Source organism: Nonomuraea pusilla (assembly GCF_900109355.1).
In the GTDB taxonomy this organism is placed as follows: Bacteria; Actinomycetota; Actinomycetes; order Streptosporangiales; family Streptosporangiaceae; genus Nonomuraea; species Nonomuraea pusilla.
The window spans coordinates 337,483-352,854 of sequence record NZ_FOBF01000001.1; the positions used below are offsets into that span (position 1 = coordinate 337,483).

A 15,372-nucleotide genomic window follows, 5' to 3' on the forward strand; every position below is an offset into this window, starting at 1 on the left:
CAGCTCGTGAAGACCCCGATGGGGCTCGTGCGATGGCGTTCAAGTGCTGATTCGGATTTGACCCTGACGTTGCGTCAGGGCCCACGATGAATCACATGGCCGACTACTACGAGGCATTCGAGATCAGTCCTGTCCCTCCGCCCGGGCCCGACGCGACGCCACCGGAGATCTACCGGGGAATCTACGGCATGCCGTTGTTCGTGAGGGTGCCGACGCCGGACCTGGCCGCATCCGTAAATTTCTGGACCCGCGGGCTCGGATTCATCGACCTGTTCACCGTCCCGGGCCAGGTCACACACCTTCGACGGTGGGCGTTCCAAGACGTCCTGCTCGTCCCGACCGACGCCCTGCCGGCCCCCGCAACGGTGAGCATCGGCGTCAGTTGCGTTCTGAGCCAGGTTGATGAGATCGCGCAGGCGTGCACCGCGCTGGTGCCCGGATGCACGACGGGACCGCGACAGACGCCATGGAACACCGTGGAACTGGAGGTCATCACGCCGGAGAACGCCTGCGTGATCATGACAGCGGCTCGCCCCCTTGACCTCGACAGTGCCGAGGCACGCTACCTCGAAGCAAACGGCTTCACGCTTCCCAAGGGGTGAAACCGGGAGGTCAGACGCGCATGTCAGACGCGCATGTCAGACTCGACGGCGTGACCGACACCGCGATGGACGATGCCGCGGAACCCGGCGGGCTGACCGTCGGGGCTGCGGCACTGCACGTGGACGTCACCGTCCGTACCCTCCATCATTGGGACAGGGTCGGGCTCGTCCGCCCGTCCGGGCGAACCGCCAGCGGTTACCGGCTCTACTCCGCGGCCGACATCGCACGCATCCACCGGGTGCTCATCTACCGCGAGCTCGGTCTGTCGCTCGACGACATCGGTGAACTTCTCGATGCTCCGACGAGCGACATGACCGTGCCGCTGAGACAACAGCGCGCCCAACTCCTCGATCGCATCTCCCGCTTGCAAGCAATGGTCGACGCGGTCGATCGCATGATCGAAGCAGTGCGCGCCGGCATCCTGCTCTCCCCGGAGGAACAAGTCGCGATCTTCGGGCAGCGCTGGCAGCCGTCACTGATCGTGGGCGCACGTGAACGGTGGGGCGACACAGCTCAATGGGCGCAGTACGCCGAGCGCGCCGCGGGCAGGACCCCCGAGGACTGGCAGCAGATCGCCGACAACATCACCGTGTTCGAGCACGACCTGGCAGCAGCCAAGCGCGCCGGCGTCAGGCCAGGCAGCGCCGAAGCCAACGCCCTGGCGGAACGACACAGGGCCTCCATGGACGCGTACTTCGACTGCACCCTTTCGATGCAGGTCTGCCTGGGAAGGAAGTACGCCGCCGATCCTGGCTTCACGGCCTACTACGACGCAATCGAGCCGGGCCTGACCATCTGGCTGCGTGACATCATCGACGCCAATGCCCGCGATCGAGGCATCGACCCGGATTCGGCGACCTGGACCTGACACCTGCCGGGAAACGATCAACGTTCGCACGGGAAGCGATCTTCAGGCTCGCCCGCTCCGCGAGGTGATCGGCTCTCGTGAACACCCCACCGGGGGCCGTTCTTGAAACGGCTGGACTGAAGTTGACGGGACCGTCTGATCGTGAGATCAGGCGGGATCTTGTCGTTTCGGGGGTTTCTGAATCGGGTTCGCCTTGGTTGGGGACCGCGGGGCGGGTGTCTGGGAAGGCCCGGACGGTGTCAGGTCGCCGGTGGAGGACCGAGATCCGGCCGTTGGGCATGGCGAAGCCGACGGTGAGCGAGGCTCTGCGGCGGGGTGGTGGCCTGCTCTGGCCTGCGGGGGCGCCACTGATCGAGGAAGTGGTCGTTGGCGACCGCGACGAGCAACGCGCCCAGGATGTGGGCGAGTCGGTTCTCGGGTCGCCGAGATCAAGGTGGTGTCCCTTGAGCCTGCCGTTGTGGCCCTCGGTGTTGGCTCGGACGGACTTGTAGGTGCCGATCCAGGCAGGACCGAGGTAGGCCACGTCCTGGCGGAACTTGTCGAGGTGGCCGAGGTCGTCCTCGCGGACGGTGAGGGTGTGCTGGTGGCAGATCCTCGGCAGTTCGCCGGCCTTCAGGTCGGGCTGTGGGGGTCACAGCAGCAGGCGCCTCCCCATCGCTGACCTGCCCCCGCTTCGACCGCCTCCACCAGCGCGGACCGGCCGGCCCGCCACGATCGACCTCACCGACACCCGGCAACGAGCCGCTCACCCAGCGGCCGAACCATGGTGCCGCCTGTGCTTGGATCCGCTCTGCAAGGGGAGCTCCGCGCCTCGCTGGGCCGCTCCGAGAGGGCGGCCCTCCCGGAGGGCACGACGGGCGGGGCGGCGATCGTGAAGAAGTACGGTGAGCCGTGGATCCGGGTCTCCTACCTTGCCGGCGGCTGGGGCGAAGACGGAAGACCTTACGGACAGTGAGGACATGGCTGCGGGAACGAAGCAAGGGGCAGGACATGATCTACCGGACACGACGGCGAGTACTACGGCACTCCCCGATGGCCGACGAAATCAACGAGTTGGCGCAGTCGTACGGCTGGCCTGTCGTGTACGAAGCCGACCGGAACTTCGACCGTGGCAAGGGTCGCGAGGTGAATTGGGGGGTGACGCGGGACGTGGTGCTCGGCTACCTAGAGGGTCACATCTCCAACGACTGCTGCATCGTCGCCGTCGGCAAGGACTCCGGGCTCGCCGAGCGGGTCATCCGGCAAATGGATGACGACCTGGAGGGTGAAATCGAGAGCGTCGCCGAATTGCTGGCAGCGATTCAGGACGCCGAGGATCCGCGCCACCTCGCCCAGTCCCTGGTACGAGCCGCGTTCGGGGCGCCGCGCGAGTTCGACCAGGAATTCTTCACCGCCTTCGCCAAGGCTGCCCGTGAACATGGCGAATACCGGGTTCGGGACATCGCCGTCTCGTCCGTCGTCTACATCGAGTGGCCGGAATTCAAGCCGTTGCTGGAAGGGATCCAGGCACACGACTCCGAGGAGCAGGTGCGAGCCAGGGCCGCCATCGTCCTCAACGCGTACGCGGTGGCCGGCATGTAGCCGCCTGGGCGTGGGGCCAGTGTGGTGGGCCTGCAGCGCCCTGCTCTTACGGGGCCACCCGCTCACTCCCCTCCCAAGCCGGGGCGTTGCCGTTCACGCCCGGGGCGATCGCGTGGGCGCCGTCCTCGCAGCGCACCGGCCACCCGTCGGCAGCCGGCCGTAGCAGCCGCGACCGCATCGACTTGACCTTCCCTCGATCGTCCCGCTGGTCCAGCGCTACCACCACATCCCGGACCCGCATCGGCCGCTGAGCAGTGGCCGGCGGCGCCACCGTCTGTCGGCGAACCCCGCAGCGGCGGCAGCGTCACCGCCTCGATGGACCCCTCTCGTTTTGCGCTGGATCGCCCTGCACGGCCTTCGCCTCGCGCTCGTCGTCGCGGGCGGACAGGGCCAGGGCTGTTTCGCGGGTGATGGACAGAGGCCGTGGTGCTTCCTCCGCCACGGCAAGTTGTCCGCGCAGAGTTCTGGCAGCCATCACCGTGAACAAGATCAACACTTTTATCCAGCTGCTCTCGCGCTCAGTCGCCTGCCAGCACCGCTACGGAGCAGGCGAAGGGGGACATCGTCGCCGCCAAGGAGGTTGAGGCGCCGGGGCGTGGCGGTGTGCGGATCAGTCGTCGAATTCGAAACCCGCGGCCTCGGCCGCGGCGACAAGCGCGCGCACCCGGTCGCCATCCGTGGCGACCGCGCTCATCAGCTCGCCCAGATGCCGCAGTTCCTCTTGATCGGTGCCGTAGGCGCAGAACATGCCGCCCTCCGAGTCGTACTGGAATCGTGCCTCGAGCGACGGTGCCTCCGTGCTCACGAGGAAACGCGCGACGCCTTCCCAGAAGTATCCGTTCGGCTCGTGACCGGACTCCTCGATAAGTTCGTCCACCTGGGTCGTTCCCGCGTCCAGCAGCAGTGAGAACTTCCCGGACGCGGTTTCGAGCAATCTCATCGGGCTCATTCAGAGGATCGTCGCAGTCTCGGCGAGTGCTGGCAACCTCGGAAACCGCCTATTCCGAGGCAGTCGCGGAGTCGTCGAACGCGAGAAAGCGACCGCGGCCTGACGCGCGGTGTTGAGCAGAGACACACCGTGAGAGAGGCAGCTATGGAGCAAGGGGCCCGCGACGAGCTCATCAGTTGGCTGGCCGAGGCGATCAGGTCAATCACGACCGTGCACCCGCTGCGGGTCGCCATCGACGGGCCGCCCGCCGCCGGCAAGACCATGCTGGCCGACGAGCTCGCCGTCGTCCTGCGGGCCCAGGACCGCGACGTCATCCGCGCGACCATCGACGACTTCCTCTTCCCCCGTGCACAGCGCTGCCGACGCGGCCAGTACTCGGCCGAAGGCTGCTACTTCGACGCCCACGACCACTCCGCGCTGTGCAGGGTCCTGCTCGATCCGGTGGGCCCAGGCGGAGACCGAAGGTTCCAACACGCGGTCTACGACGGAGACACCGACATCCCGTCGTCCCCGCCGGCGCCCAGAACTCATCGACCGGCAGGGAGGCTGGGTGTGGCCAGGGGGTTGAGGGTGGTGATGGCGTTGGCGCCGATGCGTTTGTGCGGGTGTCGAGGACGAGGCCGAGCGCCGGTTGCGGGAAGGTGCCGGGTGCCGGCCGGGTGCGGGCGGCGACGGTGAGGGTGGCGCTGCAGCCGCATTCGGGTGGGTCGTTCCCGGCCGAGTGGTGCCAGCCCGCCACGCGCCCTGGGCGCCAGGTGAGGACGGGCGAGTGTCCGTCCGGAGGCGCCAGGACTGCCGGGCCCTACGACCCCGGTCGCAGACCGGTCGCGAGAGGTCATACCGAGGTCGCGCACAGCTCTCCACATTGCGGCCGTTGTCCGGCTGAGGTCACTCCGCCACGGTGATCAACATGACTGTGACCGTGTTCTTCGGCCTGTCCCTCGCAGAGCTCTCGGCCTTGGCGGCCGCCGTCGTGCTGGTGGTGGCCCGCTGGTTGCCGCCCGGCGCACGCCGGCCCTCGACGTGGGCTGGTGCGGCAGCCCTCGCGGTGTCCGCGATCGTGCTGGCCGTGATCGGGATCCGCTGGCAGCTCATACCCGTCCTCGCGGGCGGGGCCGTCGCGCTGACGTTCGCCGTTCCCTCCCTGCCGAGGCGGCGTGCCGGACGGCCCGCACGGCGGGCTCGGTGGTGGCTGGCCCTGCCGGGGTCGGCGGCATGTCTGGCTCTGATTCTCGCGGGCGCGGCGGCGGCGTGGGCGCTACCCCGGCCCGAGTTCCCCACGCCATCGGGCGCGCACGCCGTCGGCACCACCGTCGTGCAGTGGACCGACCCCGACCGAGCGGAAACCGCCACGTCCCGGGCCGATGACAAGCGGACGGTCGTCGTCCAGCTCTGGTATCCCGCGCAGCCCGATCCTGCCGCCCGGCGGGCGTGGTACTCGGGCCGTACGGCGCAGGAGGCACGGCTCGTCGCCCGCGGCGAGGCCGACTATCTCGGCCTTCCGAGCTTCATCCTCGACGAGGCGGCACGCGCCCGCACGCGCTCAGCGCCTGACACCCCGGTGGCCGCCGGAGGCGGCCGGTTCCCCGTGGTCCTGTTCTCGCCCGGGCTCGGAGGTGTGCGCACCCAAAGCACCGCCTGGGCCGAGGAACTGGCCAGCCGCGGCTACGTCGTGGCGGCCCTCGACCACCCGTACGACTCAGCCGTCGTCACTCTTACCGACGGCCGGACGATCCGCACCCGGGTCGCGTCCACCGGCGACCAGGCGGAGGACAACAGGCGCGCGGCCGGGTGGACCGCGGTCAGGGCCGCCGACCTCAGCTTCGTCCTCACCCAGCTCGGCCGCCTGGACCGCGGTGAGATCCCGGGCCTCCTGACCGGGCGGCTCGACATCCACCGGGCCGCGGCGACCGGCCACTCCCTCGGGGGCGCCGCCGCCCTGCAGGCCGCCCGCCAGGACCCCCGGTTCGCAGCCGTCATCGACTTGGACGGCTTCCCGCGAGACCCCGTACCGCAACCGTTCAACCAGCCCGTGCTCGCGCTCACCCACGACGTGAAGCCGGGCGAGGAGCCGGACTACATCCCTCGCCTCACGCGGGTGCTCCAGCTCAGCACAGCGACGAGCTACCGGCTCACCGTCCCGGGTTCGGCACACCTCACCTTCACCGACGCGCCGCTCTTCCTGCCGCCGCTGCCCACGCTCGTCGGCTCCCTCGGCCGGACCGCCGGGCCACGTATCACCGCGGCGGCCACCGTCGCCTTCCTCGACGCCGTACTCCGCGGCAAGTCCGGCGACCTGGCCGCAGCCCTGTCCAGGTACGGCCACCTGACCGTCCTGTAGGCGGGCACGTACGGGTCGTGGCCATTCCGGGGCCCGAGATCTCCCGCTGCGACGCGGTATCGGCGAAGATCTTCTCGCGGCCCGCCGCGTCCAGCGCGTCGGCCTGACCGGCCAGCCCGACAACTCCACACTGTGAATCCAGGTAGGTCAGCGGGGAACGGGCCTCTCTCACGGCCCTCCACTTACTAGTACGGTCCCACTCCCGGGATCAGCACAACAGCCGGTACCAAGAAGTGGGCGATGGGTACGAGCACGAGAGATGCCACTATCAGTAAGGTTTTGTTGACTGGTCTAGCCCGAGCGACGCCGAACCCGAGGCCCGCAACGGTCACGAGCGTCGCGAAGACCACGACCATGGCGGCCGGGATGCAGCCATGGTGCCAGAGCACGGGGTCGACGATCAGCCTGCCGCCGTTGTCGGTCATGCCAGGTGAAGCCGCGAACTCGCGCAGGAGGGGAGCCGCCCTCCACGATGCCGCCGCCAGGCCTGCCAGGCCCAGCCCGGCCCCCGCGAGGACCGCTGTGGCGAGGCCCGTCCGCCATGTCTTGTCCCTGGCCCATCGTGCGGCCAGCAGGCCGGCCGGCAGCGCGCACATGTGCCCGACCGCACTGCCGGAGGTGTAGGCCAGGACGGCGGCAGTACGCCACTTCGCTACCACTTGGTCATCGGGCTGCGCGTCGGGCCACATGCTTTGCCCCACATCGAGATTGAGGGCTACGAGCAGGACGGCCGCGTTACCAGTCACCGCGATCAAGGCCACGTACGCGGCGACGTACCAGGCCTTGCCCCACCGACTGGCCGACGAAGTCTGCGTCACGCCGCCCATCGTGCCCGATCACGGTGGATTTCTCCGCGTTCCGTCCAGAAGTGCCCGCCCCCGTCGGTGCCGCACCAGCGCCACAGCCGGAAACGATCAGCCGCCTCTTCGCTGTTCAGGGGCCATGCTGGTCGTCAGTGATCAGGGCCGGTGGGGAACGCCCTCGGATCGCGACGCCTTGACGCTGACTGTTCGCGATCCTCAGCGCTTGGCGGTCGCGGTGATGCGGGCGTAGCCGATGACGTGGGCGGACAGGGCGAAGGAGGCCAGGGCAGGGGTGGCATTCCGCGGGACGCCCGCGTCGGCCACGTCCAGCGCCAGGACGGTCAGCTCGTATCGGTGCGGGCGGTCGCCCGCAGGCGGGCACGGGCCCAGGTAGCCGGTCGCGCCGGTGTCGTTGGCCCCGTTGGTGACGTCCTCGGGGATCGAAGTGGCGGAGGCCGGGATGTCGCGGACCGTCCAGTGCCAGAAACCGCTGCCGGTCGGGGCGTCCCGGTCGAACATGGTCACCGCGAAGCTCTTGGTCCCGGCAGGGGCGCCCGACCACGTCAGGGCGGGGGCGGCGTTCTGGCCGGTGCAGCCGAAGCCGTCGGCGTAGGCCCCGGCGGGGAACGTGCCTGCGGCCAGGTCGGGGCTTTGCACGTGGAACCTGGCGGCGTGGACGGGGACGCCGGCGCGCACCTTGTGGTAGCCGAAGCCGGGCGCCCCGGTGGTGGCCGCCGAGGCGGTCCCGGCAGCGGCGGCCACCGTGACGGCGGCGACGGCCAGGGCGGTGAACTTGCGCTTCATGTCTGCTCTCCTCAAGGTGTGGCGATGTGCTCTTCACCCTTCCGCCCCGGCTCGGCGGGTGGCCAGGCGCTCGGGAGCCTGGTACCCGGCGTGCCACCCTGGGGATACGCCCCTTCTGCCATCCTTGTCGGCATGCGACGCGATGAGCTGGGAGCTTTCCTGAGGGCAGCCCGGGAACGGCTGACCCCCCAGGAGGCCGGGCTGCCTGGCCGTGGACGGCGGCGCACGCCCGGGCTTCGCCGCCAGGAGGTGGCCGAGCTCGCCGCGGTCAGCGTGGAGTGGTACATCCGGCTGGAGCAGGGCCGGGTCGGCACGCCCGGCTCAGCCGTACTCGATGCCGTCGCCGCCGCGCTGCGGCTCAGCCCGGCCGAACGAGTGCATCTCTACCTGGTCGCGCGGGGGGAGGCGCCGCCGCCGCAGTACGTTCCCGCCCCGCTCTCGCCGTCCCTGCGCGCGCTGCTGGACGGTATGCCGCTGCTGCCCGCCTACGTCATGGACTTCCGCTTCGACATCCTGGCCTGCAACAACGCTGCCAAGGCGCTGTTCGGCGCCGAGTTCGGGGCCGGGCGGCTGGGCAACACCGCGCGCATCCTGTTCTGCGAGCCGGACCTGCGGGAGGGCCAGCTCGACTGGGAACGTTTCGCCCGCGAGACCGTCGGCAACCTGCGCGCCAACAGCGCCCGCCACCCCGGCGACCCGGTCCTGGCCAGGCTCGTGGCCGACCTGCGTGCCGCGAGCCCGCAGTTCGCCGCCTGGTGGGCCAACCAGCATGTCGAGGAACGCTCCCGCGGCACCAAACGCATCCTGCGCCAAGACGTCGGGCTGATGACCCTGGCCTACGACATGCTCTGCGCGCTCGACGGCTCGGACCAGCGCCTGTTCGTCCTCACCCCGGCCGACCAGGCCACCGAGAACGCCCTGCGCGCCCTTGTCACGGCCCGCTCGACCGCTTTGACCGCCATTGCCTGACCGAGGCCACGCGCGCGTCAGCGGCCATGCTGGTCGTCGGTGATCGGGATCGGCGCGGAATGCCCTCGAAGCCGCTTGCCGTAGGTGTCAGGGGCGGGCCCCTGACACCGGTAGCCATGAGGTGAGGAGCGGGGCCAGGTCGATGGTCAGTGACGGGGTGGGTTCGTTGATCGCAGGCTCGCCGCTCCGCCATGAGTACGGACGGAAGGCGAAACGCGCGTCGAACGGGGCCCACCCGTCTTCGTGACGTTCGATCTGGATCTGCTCCCAGGCGGGGGTGGTCACGGGACGACCATGACGGCGGGTGCGGCGTCGTGGGGATCTGAGGCTGCCAATCCGGAAGGCCCGACCGCACCACTCCACAGCGACCCGAGAACCCGATTGCGAGCTGTCGCCGGCTCGGACACGATGGTTGATCGACCTGACGAAAGGCGATCATGACACGATCGTTCCTGCAGCCGGACGATGTGCGCGACCTGGTAGCGGCACAGTTCGGCACCGGTCGGCGGCTGACCGCGCTGGACCGGCTCACCGGCGGCAGCAAGAAGGGCGTCTACCGGCTCCGTCTGGACGACGAGACGACCGTGATCCTCTACGTCTGGACGATCGAGGAGAACTACTGGCCATCCTCGCCGGTCGTCCCGGACGACCCGTTCACCGACGCTTCGGGCGCGGAACTGTTCGCCGTCAACCACTCCGCCCTGGCCGCCGCGGGAGTGCGGATCCCACGGCTCCTGATGCTCGACCGCGAAAGCCGCTATCTCGATGCCGATGTCGCCCTGGTCGAGGACGTCGGCGCGGTGAAGCTCGAGGCGTTGATGGAAGACGACCCAGCCGCGGCTGCCGCGCCGCTGTCCACGCTCGGTGACGCCCTGCGCCGCATGCACACCACGCTCGGCCCGGAATACGGCAAGCTCGCGGCTGTCACTCGCGGCGAGGCGTCCCAGACACGACGTCCTGAGGACGTCATCGTGGACCGGGCGCTCGGCCACCTTGACGCCGTGGCGAACCGCGACGCCCGGCTGGGCGAGGCGTATGACCGGATCGCTGGACATGTACACCAGCTTCGTCGTGCGGTCACGGCGCGTGAGAGATACGGGTTGGTGCACGGCGAACTTGGACCAGATCACGTGCTCGTCACGCCTGCGGGCGAACCCGTCGTGATCGACTTCGAGGGCCTGGCGTACTTCGACGTCGAGTGGGAGCACGCCTGGCTCCAGATGCGCTTCGGCGACGCGTACCCGGCGCTGCGCCCGGTCGAGCTCGACCCCCACAGGCTGGAGCTCTACCGGTACGCGCAGGTGCTGTCGCTGATCGAGGGTCCTCTACGGATCGCGGACACCGACTTCCCCGATCGGCAATGGATGCTGGACCTGGCCGAGTGGAACATCGCCAAGGCGCTCGCCGTCGCCTGACGGCTCAGCTCCAGGAAGAGGCCGGAACAGCAGCTGCTGTGCGGTGCGTGAGGCGCCGGCGGAGATCGCCTCGCACCCGGCGGAAGGGCGGCCGTGATCTGTGTACCTCTCGGAATGCTGATCTCGGCGCGCGGGCAGCCTGCGGCGCCGCGGCCGCCGGCTGCCCGGCCCCACCGCCGGCGAAGTCGATCCCGACCCGGTCAGGAAGGGGCGAGGGCCTGGAGGGCGGCCGTGATCCCCCTCCTGTCGTAGCCGCCGGTCGGCATGGTGGCGGCGTGGGCGTGGCGGATCACGCCGTGAGCATCGATGAGGACGCTGCCGGACTGCTGCAGCGACCCGAAGACCTTCCTGCTGAGGCCGACCAGCTCGTGCGGGGTGGCGTGGCGGCCGACCAGGACGGTGAACGGGATCCGGCGCCTCGCCTTCCACTCCGCCGCCGCCGTGCGGTCCTCGGGGACGGCGACGAGCACCCGGACGTCGCGGGCGGCGAACTCGTCACGGCGCCGGACGAGGTCCTGGACGTGCCGGTTGCACACCGGGCAGGACGTCGACCGCATGAAGTAGACGAGCACGGCGTGATCGCGCCGGCGGTCGGACAGGCGGACGGCCTGGCCGTCGGTGTCTTCCAGCACCACGTCGGGCGCCGGTGATCCGGTTTCGAGCATGGCGGAACTCCCCTTCAACTCGGGTTGCGGAACATGGTCTGCGCAGGTCAGGCGCTGGGGGTTCCGGGGTCGTGCGGGCGGCCGGGCCTCCCCGCCAGGCTGAGCCGGACCCTGGCACGGGCCCGGTGCAGCTGGGACTTCATCGCCGCGTTGCTCAGGCCGAGCGTCTCCGCGACCCTCCGCCCCGGGTGGCCAAGGACGTCCCGCATGATCAGTACTCGGCGCTGGACGTCCGGCAGCTCCCTGATCGCCTGCGCGACGAGCTCGGCCTCCAGCCGCCGGATGACCTCCTCCTCGGCGGACGTCGTCAGACCGCCGCCGACCTCGTCATGAAGGTCGAACAGCAGCCGAGCGCGGCGCAGGCACTCGTTCCGGACGATTCTGAACATCCATGACGCCAGCGCGCCGGTGGCGCGCAACGTACCGATCTTCCGGTAGAGGATGATCAGCGCTTCCTGGGCGGCGTCCTCGGCGTCCTGCGGGGACGCGCACAGGTGCTCCGCGAAGCGCCGTACGTGAGAGTGGGCGCCATGGACCACCGCGGTGATCGACTCCCGGTCACCGGCCTGCGCGGCCTCGATGAGCTGGGTGCTCGCCCAGCCGCGGTCAGCCATGTCCGCACCCGTCACTCATCTGCGTCTCCTCCCCAGCGTGACCTTTCACGCATAAGAGGCGTCCAGGCCGCGAAAGGATTCACCTTCAAGTCGGCGGCTGGACGCCGTGGGCTCGGAGGCGGCCCCCGCGGCCCAGCCGCCGATGGTCATGGGGGTCAGGTGATCAGGTCGGCGATCGCGGTCGCCACGGCTTCGGGCTGGGCCTCCGGGAGGAAGCGACCGCCCGGCAGCACCGTCGTGCGACCGGGGATCTCGGGAGTCACCCGCACAGGCTGTCACGAGCCTCCGACCGTTTCTCCCGAGCCGTGGTGCCGTGAGCGGAAGGTGCGGCGGTAGGCGTCCGGGGGGACGCCGACCGTGCGGTTGAAGTGCCGGCGCAGCGTCGTCGCGGTGCCCATGCCGGTGGCCGCCGCGATCGCGTCCACGCCGTCGTCGGTGGTCTCCAGCAGCTCCTGGGCGTGGCGGATCCGCTGGGTCAGCAGCCACTGCAGCGGGGTGGTGCCGGTCACCGACCTGAAGTGGCGGGTCAGGTTGCGCGAGCTCATGCGCGCCTGGCGGGCCAGGTCCTCAACGGTCAGCGGATGGTCCAGCCGTTCGATCACCCAGGGGAACAGGTCGGCGAGCGGGTGGTTGCCGGGGGCGGGCACCGGGGTGGTGACGAACTGGGCCTGGCCGCCGTCGCGGTGCGGCGGCACGACCAGGCGGCGGGCGACCGCGTTGGCGACGGACGAGCCGTGGTCGAGACGGACGAGGTGCAGGCACAGGTCCATGGCGGCGGCCTTGCCGGCGGAGGTGAGCACGCTGCCGTTGTCCACGTACAGGACGTCAGGGTCCACGCGCACGTCGGGGTGGCGCTCGGCCAGGGCCCGGGTGTGCGACCAGTGCGTGGTCGCGCGCCGGCCGTCCAGCAGGCCGGCGGCGGCCAGGACGAACGCGCCCGTGCAGAGGGAGGCCACGCGGGCGCCCGCGTCGTGGGCCGCGCGCACCGCTTGGACCAGGTCGGCGGGCGGGTCCTCGTCGACGTCGGCCAGGCCGGGGACGATCACGGTGCCGGCGCGCGGGAGCCGGTCGAGGCCGTGGTCTGGCTCCAGCAGGAAGCGCCCGGCCCGTACGGGGCCGGGCCCGCAGACGACGAGGCTGTACCAGGGGTCGGCCAGGTGGGTCAGGTCGGCCCCGAACACCTCGTACGCCAGGGCCAGCTCGAAGTGCAGCATCCCGTCGGTGACGGCCAGCGCGACGGTCTTCATGTCCGGAATTGTATGGGTAATGGCGTTTCAGACACTCACGGTGGAGAGCCTGCCCTCGCCAGGATGTCTGCGGCGGAACAGTCGAGCGGCAGGGGAGCGGCCATGGGGTTGGGGCAGACGGTGGCGGTGTACGGGGCGTACGGGCATACGGGGCGCTTCGTGGTGGCGGAGCTGAGGCGGCGCGGGTTCGTCCCGGTGCCGTCCGGCCGCGACGCCGGCAGGCTCGAAGCGCTCGCGGCGTCCGAAGGCGGGCCGGGGGCCCGCGTGGCGTCGGTCGGCGACCCCGCCTCGCTGGACCGCGCACTGGCCGGCGCCGCGGCCGTCATCAACTGCGCCGGGCCCTTCGCCACGACGGCCGCCCCGGTCATCGAGGCGGCGCTGCGCGCCGGCATCCCGTACGTGGACGTCGCGGCCGAGATCGAGGCCAACGCCGACACGTTCGCGCACTTCGCGGGCCGCGCCCGCGCCGAGGGGGCAGTGATCGTCCCCGCGATGGCGTTCTACGGCGGCCTCGGCGACCTGCTCACCACCGCCGCCATGGGCGACTGGACGGAGGCCGACGAGGTCCACGTCGCGTACGGGCTGAGCGGCTGGCATCCCACTGCCGGGACGCGAGCCGCGGGCGCGGTCTCCAGCCGGCGCAGGGACGGCCGGCGGGTCCGCTACGCGAACGGGCGGCTGGAGTACCGCCGGGACGACCCGCCGACGCTCGCGTGGCGCTTCCCGGAACCGCTCGGCGTCCGGGCCGTCATCGGGGAGTTCACGATGGCGGACGTCGTCACCGTTCCCAGCCACCTGTGCGTTTCGGAGGTGCGCACCTACATGACGGTCGAGGCGGCCAGGGAGCTGTCGGCCTCCGACACGGCGGCGCCGGCCGATGGGCGGGGGCGGACCGCGGAGACCTTCCTTGTCGACGTCGTGGTGCGCTCCGGCGGCGACGAGCGGCGCGCCGTGGCGCGCGGCAGGGACATCTACGCCGTCACCGCGCCGCTCGCGGTGGAAGCGGTCGAGCGCATCCTCACCGGACGGACCAGGACGACCGGCGTCGCCTCCGCGGGCGCGATGTTCGACGCGCGAGACTTCCTCCACGCGCTGTCCCCGGACGTCTCCCCGGAGCTGCCCTCGTAGCGGGCCGGCGCGCCCTTGCCGGGGCGATCTCCGCTTGGTACCCTCCGGCCCTGAGCACGCGCGAAGACACGGTCCGGTATGGGTTAGTCCGGACGGCGCTCCGGCGCTGAACACCGCACCCCAGCAGGTGTGACCCGTGCGTCTCTTTCTCTGCCACGCCACGAGGAAGGGACGGCCGTCATGCCGCGTCCACATGTCATCATCGTCGGTGCCGGGCTGGGCGGGCTGTGCCTGGCGCAGGGGCTGCGCCGGCACGGCATCAGCTTCACCGTGTACGAAGCCGACGACGCCCTGGCCTCCCGCCGCCAGGGCTACCGCATCCACATCGACGGCCACGGCGACCACGCCCTGGCCCAGGTCCTGCCCGCGAACCTGCACCGGCTGTTCCGCGCCACGTCCGGCCGGCCGCGGCCGAGCACTCCCGTCTTCGACGATCAGCTCAACCGGCTGGCCGTCCTGGAGCCCTCCGACGAGGACGTCCACCTGGCGGCCGACCGGTTGACGCTGCGGCGGATCCTGCTGGCCGGGGTCGAGGACGCCGTCAGGTTCGGCGAGCGGTTCACCGGCTTCGTGACCGGCGCGGACGGCCGGGTCACCGCGCGCTTCGCGGGGGGCGGCGCCGCGACCGGCGACGTGCTGGTCGCGGCCGACGGCGTCAACTCCGCGGTGCGCCGGCAGTACCTGCCGCACGCCCGCGTGGTCGACACCGGCCTGCGGCAGCTCTACGGGAAGGTCCCGCTGACGGAGCGTACGCGGCCGCTGTTCCCCGACGACATGTACGCCGTGTTCACCCCGATCAGCGGCCCCGGCAGGATGTTCGTCGGCGTCGCGCCGGTGGAGTACCCGGAGCCGCCGGGGCAGGCGGCGGCCAGGCTCGCGCCCGCCGTGCGGCTGGACGCCGACGGCGACTACATGACCTGCTCCTTCGGCGCGCGCGCCGAGTTCCTGCCGTGCTCCGACGACGAGCTGCGCTCCATGCCGGGCAGTGAGCTGCAGGAGATGACCCTCGGACTGCTCGGCGCCTGGCATCCCCGCGTCCGCGCGATCATCGAGCACTGGGACCTGCCCTCGGTCTTCCCGATCGTCCTGCGGACCAGCGTGCCGATCGCCCCCTGGCCCACCACCCCGGTCACGCTGCTCGGCGACGCCGTCCACGCCATGAGCCCGGCCGGCGGCGTCGGCGCGAACACGGCGCTGCGCGACGCCGCCGCCCTGGCGTCCGCGCTGGGCCGGGTGGCCCGGGGCAGGCCGCTGCTCCGGGCGCTGGCGGAGTACGAGGCCGCGATGGTCGCCTACGGGTTCGACGCGGTACGTCTGTCGGCGGAGAACGGTCGCCGCATGCTCGGCCAGGACCCGCTCCCGGCGGCCTGAGCGCCGCCGGGGAA

General features: G+C 70.9%; 15 protein-coding genes. 8 read left to right on the top strand and 7 right to left on the bottom strand.

Translation table 11 applies throughout. The features are described 5' to 3' along the window. Window positions 1-95 precede the first annotated feature (95 nt). The 3 genes from BMX74_RS01460 to BMX74_RS01475 all read left to right on the top strand — a co-directional run bounded on the left by BMX74_RS01460 (window position 96) and on the right by BMX74_RS01475 (window position 3,052). Complete coding sequence (locus BMX74_RS01460; protein WP_055507983.1) at window positions 96-602, top strand: VOC family protein; 507 nt, start codon at window positions 96-98, stop codon at window positions 600-602. A 50-nt stretch (window positions 603-652) separates the two neighbouring features. Further along, on the top strand, window positions 653-1,471 hold the full coding sequence (locus BMX74_RS01465) for a MerR family transcriptional regulator (RefSeq protein ID WP_236715072.1): 819 nt from the start codon (window positions 653-655) through the stop codon (window positions 1,469-1,471). Between the two features lie 1,032 nt (window positions 1,472-2,503). Next, window positions 2,504-3,052, top strand: coding sequence for a hypothetical protein (locus tag BMX74_RS01475; RefSeq protein WP_055507988.1), 549 nt, complete (start codon window positions 2,504-2,506; stop codon window positions 3,050-3,052). A gap of 610 nt (window positions 3,053-3,662) precedes the next feature. Here BMX74_RS01475 and BMX74_RS01485 read toward each other — a convergent pair. Beyond that, complete coding sequence (locus BMX74_RS01485) at window positions 3,663-3,992, bottom strand: Imm51 family immunity protein (RefSeq protein ID WP_063792299.1); 330 nt, start codon at window positions 3,990-3,992, stop codon at window positions 3,663-3,665. Window positions 3,993-4,199: 207 nt separating this feature from the next. Further along, window positions 4,200-4,406 (bottom strand): hypothetical protein, encoded by a 207-nt coding sequence (locus BMX74_RS43715; RefSeq protein WP_176573549.1) that lies wholly within the window; start codon window positions 4,404-4,406, stop codon window positions 4,200-4,202. A 505-nt stretch (window positions 4,407-4,911) separates the two neighbouring features. On the opposite strand from BMX74_RS43715, the gene BMX74_RS01495 reads away from it, so the two are divergent. Further along, window positions 4,912-6,342 (top strand): alpha/beta hydrolase family protein, encoded by a 1,431-nt coding sequence (locus tag BMX74_RS01495; RefSeq protein ID WP_091098054.1) that lies wholly within the window; start codon window positions 4,912-4,914, stop codon window positions 6,340-6,342. A gap of 185 nt (window positions 6,343-6,527) precedes the next feature. On the opposite strand, the gene BMX74_RS01500 is transcribed toward BMX74_RS01495, so the two are convergent. Both BMX74_RS01500 and BMX74_RS01505 read right to left on the bottom strand, forming a co-directional pair. Further along, window positions 6,528-7,169: a hypothetical protein gene (locus BMX74_RS01500; protein ID WP_091097708.1), complete on the bottom strand. Its 642-nt coding sequence runs from the start codon at window positions 7,167-7,169 to the stop codon at window positions 6,528-6,530. Between the two features lie 192 nt (window positions 7,170-7,361). After that, window positions 7,362-7,949 carry a YbhB/YbcL family Raf kinase inhibitor-like protein gene (locus BMX74_RS01505; protein ID WP_091097710.1) on the bottom strand — a complete coding sequence of 196 codons (588 nt, stop codon included), beginning with the start codon at window positions 7,947-7,949 and terminating at the stop codon, window positions 7,362-7,364. Between the two features lie 132 nt (window positions 7,950-8,081). Here BMX74_RS01505 and BMX74_RS01510 point away from each other — a divergent pair, with 132 nt between their 5' ends. Beyond that, window positions 8,082-8,918 (top strand): helix-turn-helix transcriptional regulator, encoded by an 837-nt coding sequence (locus BMX74_RS01510; RefSeq protein ID WP_091097713.1) that lies wholly within the window; start codon window positions 8,082-8,084, stop codon window positions 8,916-8,918. 437 nt (window positions 8,919-9,355) lie between these two features. Continuing rightward, on the top strand, window positions 9,356-10,333 hold the full coding sequence (locus BMX74_RS01520; RefSeq protein WP_091097717.1) for a phosphotransferase family protein: 978 nt from the start codon (window positions 9,356-9,358) through the stop codon (window positions 10,331-10,333). A gap of 200 nt (window positions 10,334-10,533) precedes the next feature. Here the strand turns inward: BMX74_RS01520 and BMX74_RS01525 are convergent, their stop codons facing one another. From BMX74_RS01525 to BMX74_RS01535, 3 genes are all read right to left on the bottom strand, one after another. Next, window positions 10,534-10,998 (bottom strand): peroxiredoxin family protein, encoded by a 465-nt coding sequence (locus BMX74_RS01525; RefSeq protein ID WP_091097718.1) that lies wholly within the window; start codon window positions 10,996-10,998, stop codon window positions 10,534-10,536. Window positions 10,999-11,045: 47 nt separating this feature from the next. Continuing rightward, the gene (locus BMX74_RS01530; RefSeq protein WP_091098056.1) at window positions 11,046-11,612 is read right to left on the bottom strand and encodes an RNA polymerase sigma factor; all 567 of its coding nucleotides are present in this window, start codon (window positions 11,610-11,612) and stop codon (window positions 11,046-11,048) included. 275 nt (window positions 11,613-11,887) lie between these two features. Continuing rightward, window positions 11,888-12,859, bottom strand: coding sequence for a helix-turn-helix domain-containing protein (locus tag BMX74_RS01535; RefSeq protein WP_091097721.1), 972 nt, complete (start codon window positions 12,857-12,859; stop codon window positions 11,888-11,890). Window positions 12,860-12,961: 102 nt separating this feature from the next. Here BMX74_RS01535 and BMX74_RS01540 point away from each other — a divergent pair, with 102 nt between their 5' ends. Next, window positions 12,962-13,987: a saccharopine dehydrogenase family protein gene (locus BMX74_RS01540; RefSeq protein ID WP_091097722.1), complete on the top strand. Its 1,026-nt coding sequence runs from the start codon at window positions 12,962-12,964 to the stop codon at window positions 13,985-13,987. 180 nt (window positions 13,988-14,167) lie between these two features. Beyond that, a complete protein-coding gene (locus BMX74_RS01545; protein WP_055508006.1) occupies window positions 14,168-15,358 on the top strand; it encodes an FAD-dependent oxidoreductase in 1,191 nt (396 codons plus the stop codon). Window positions 15,359-15,372 lie beyond the last annotated feature (14 nt).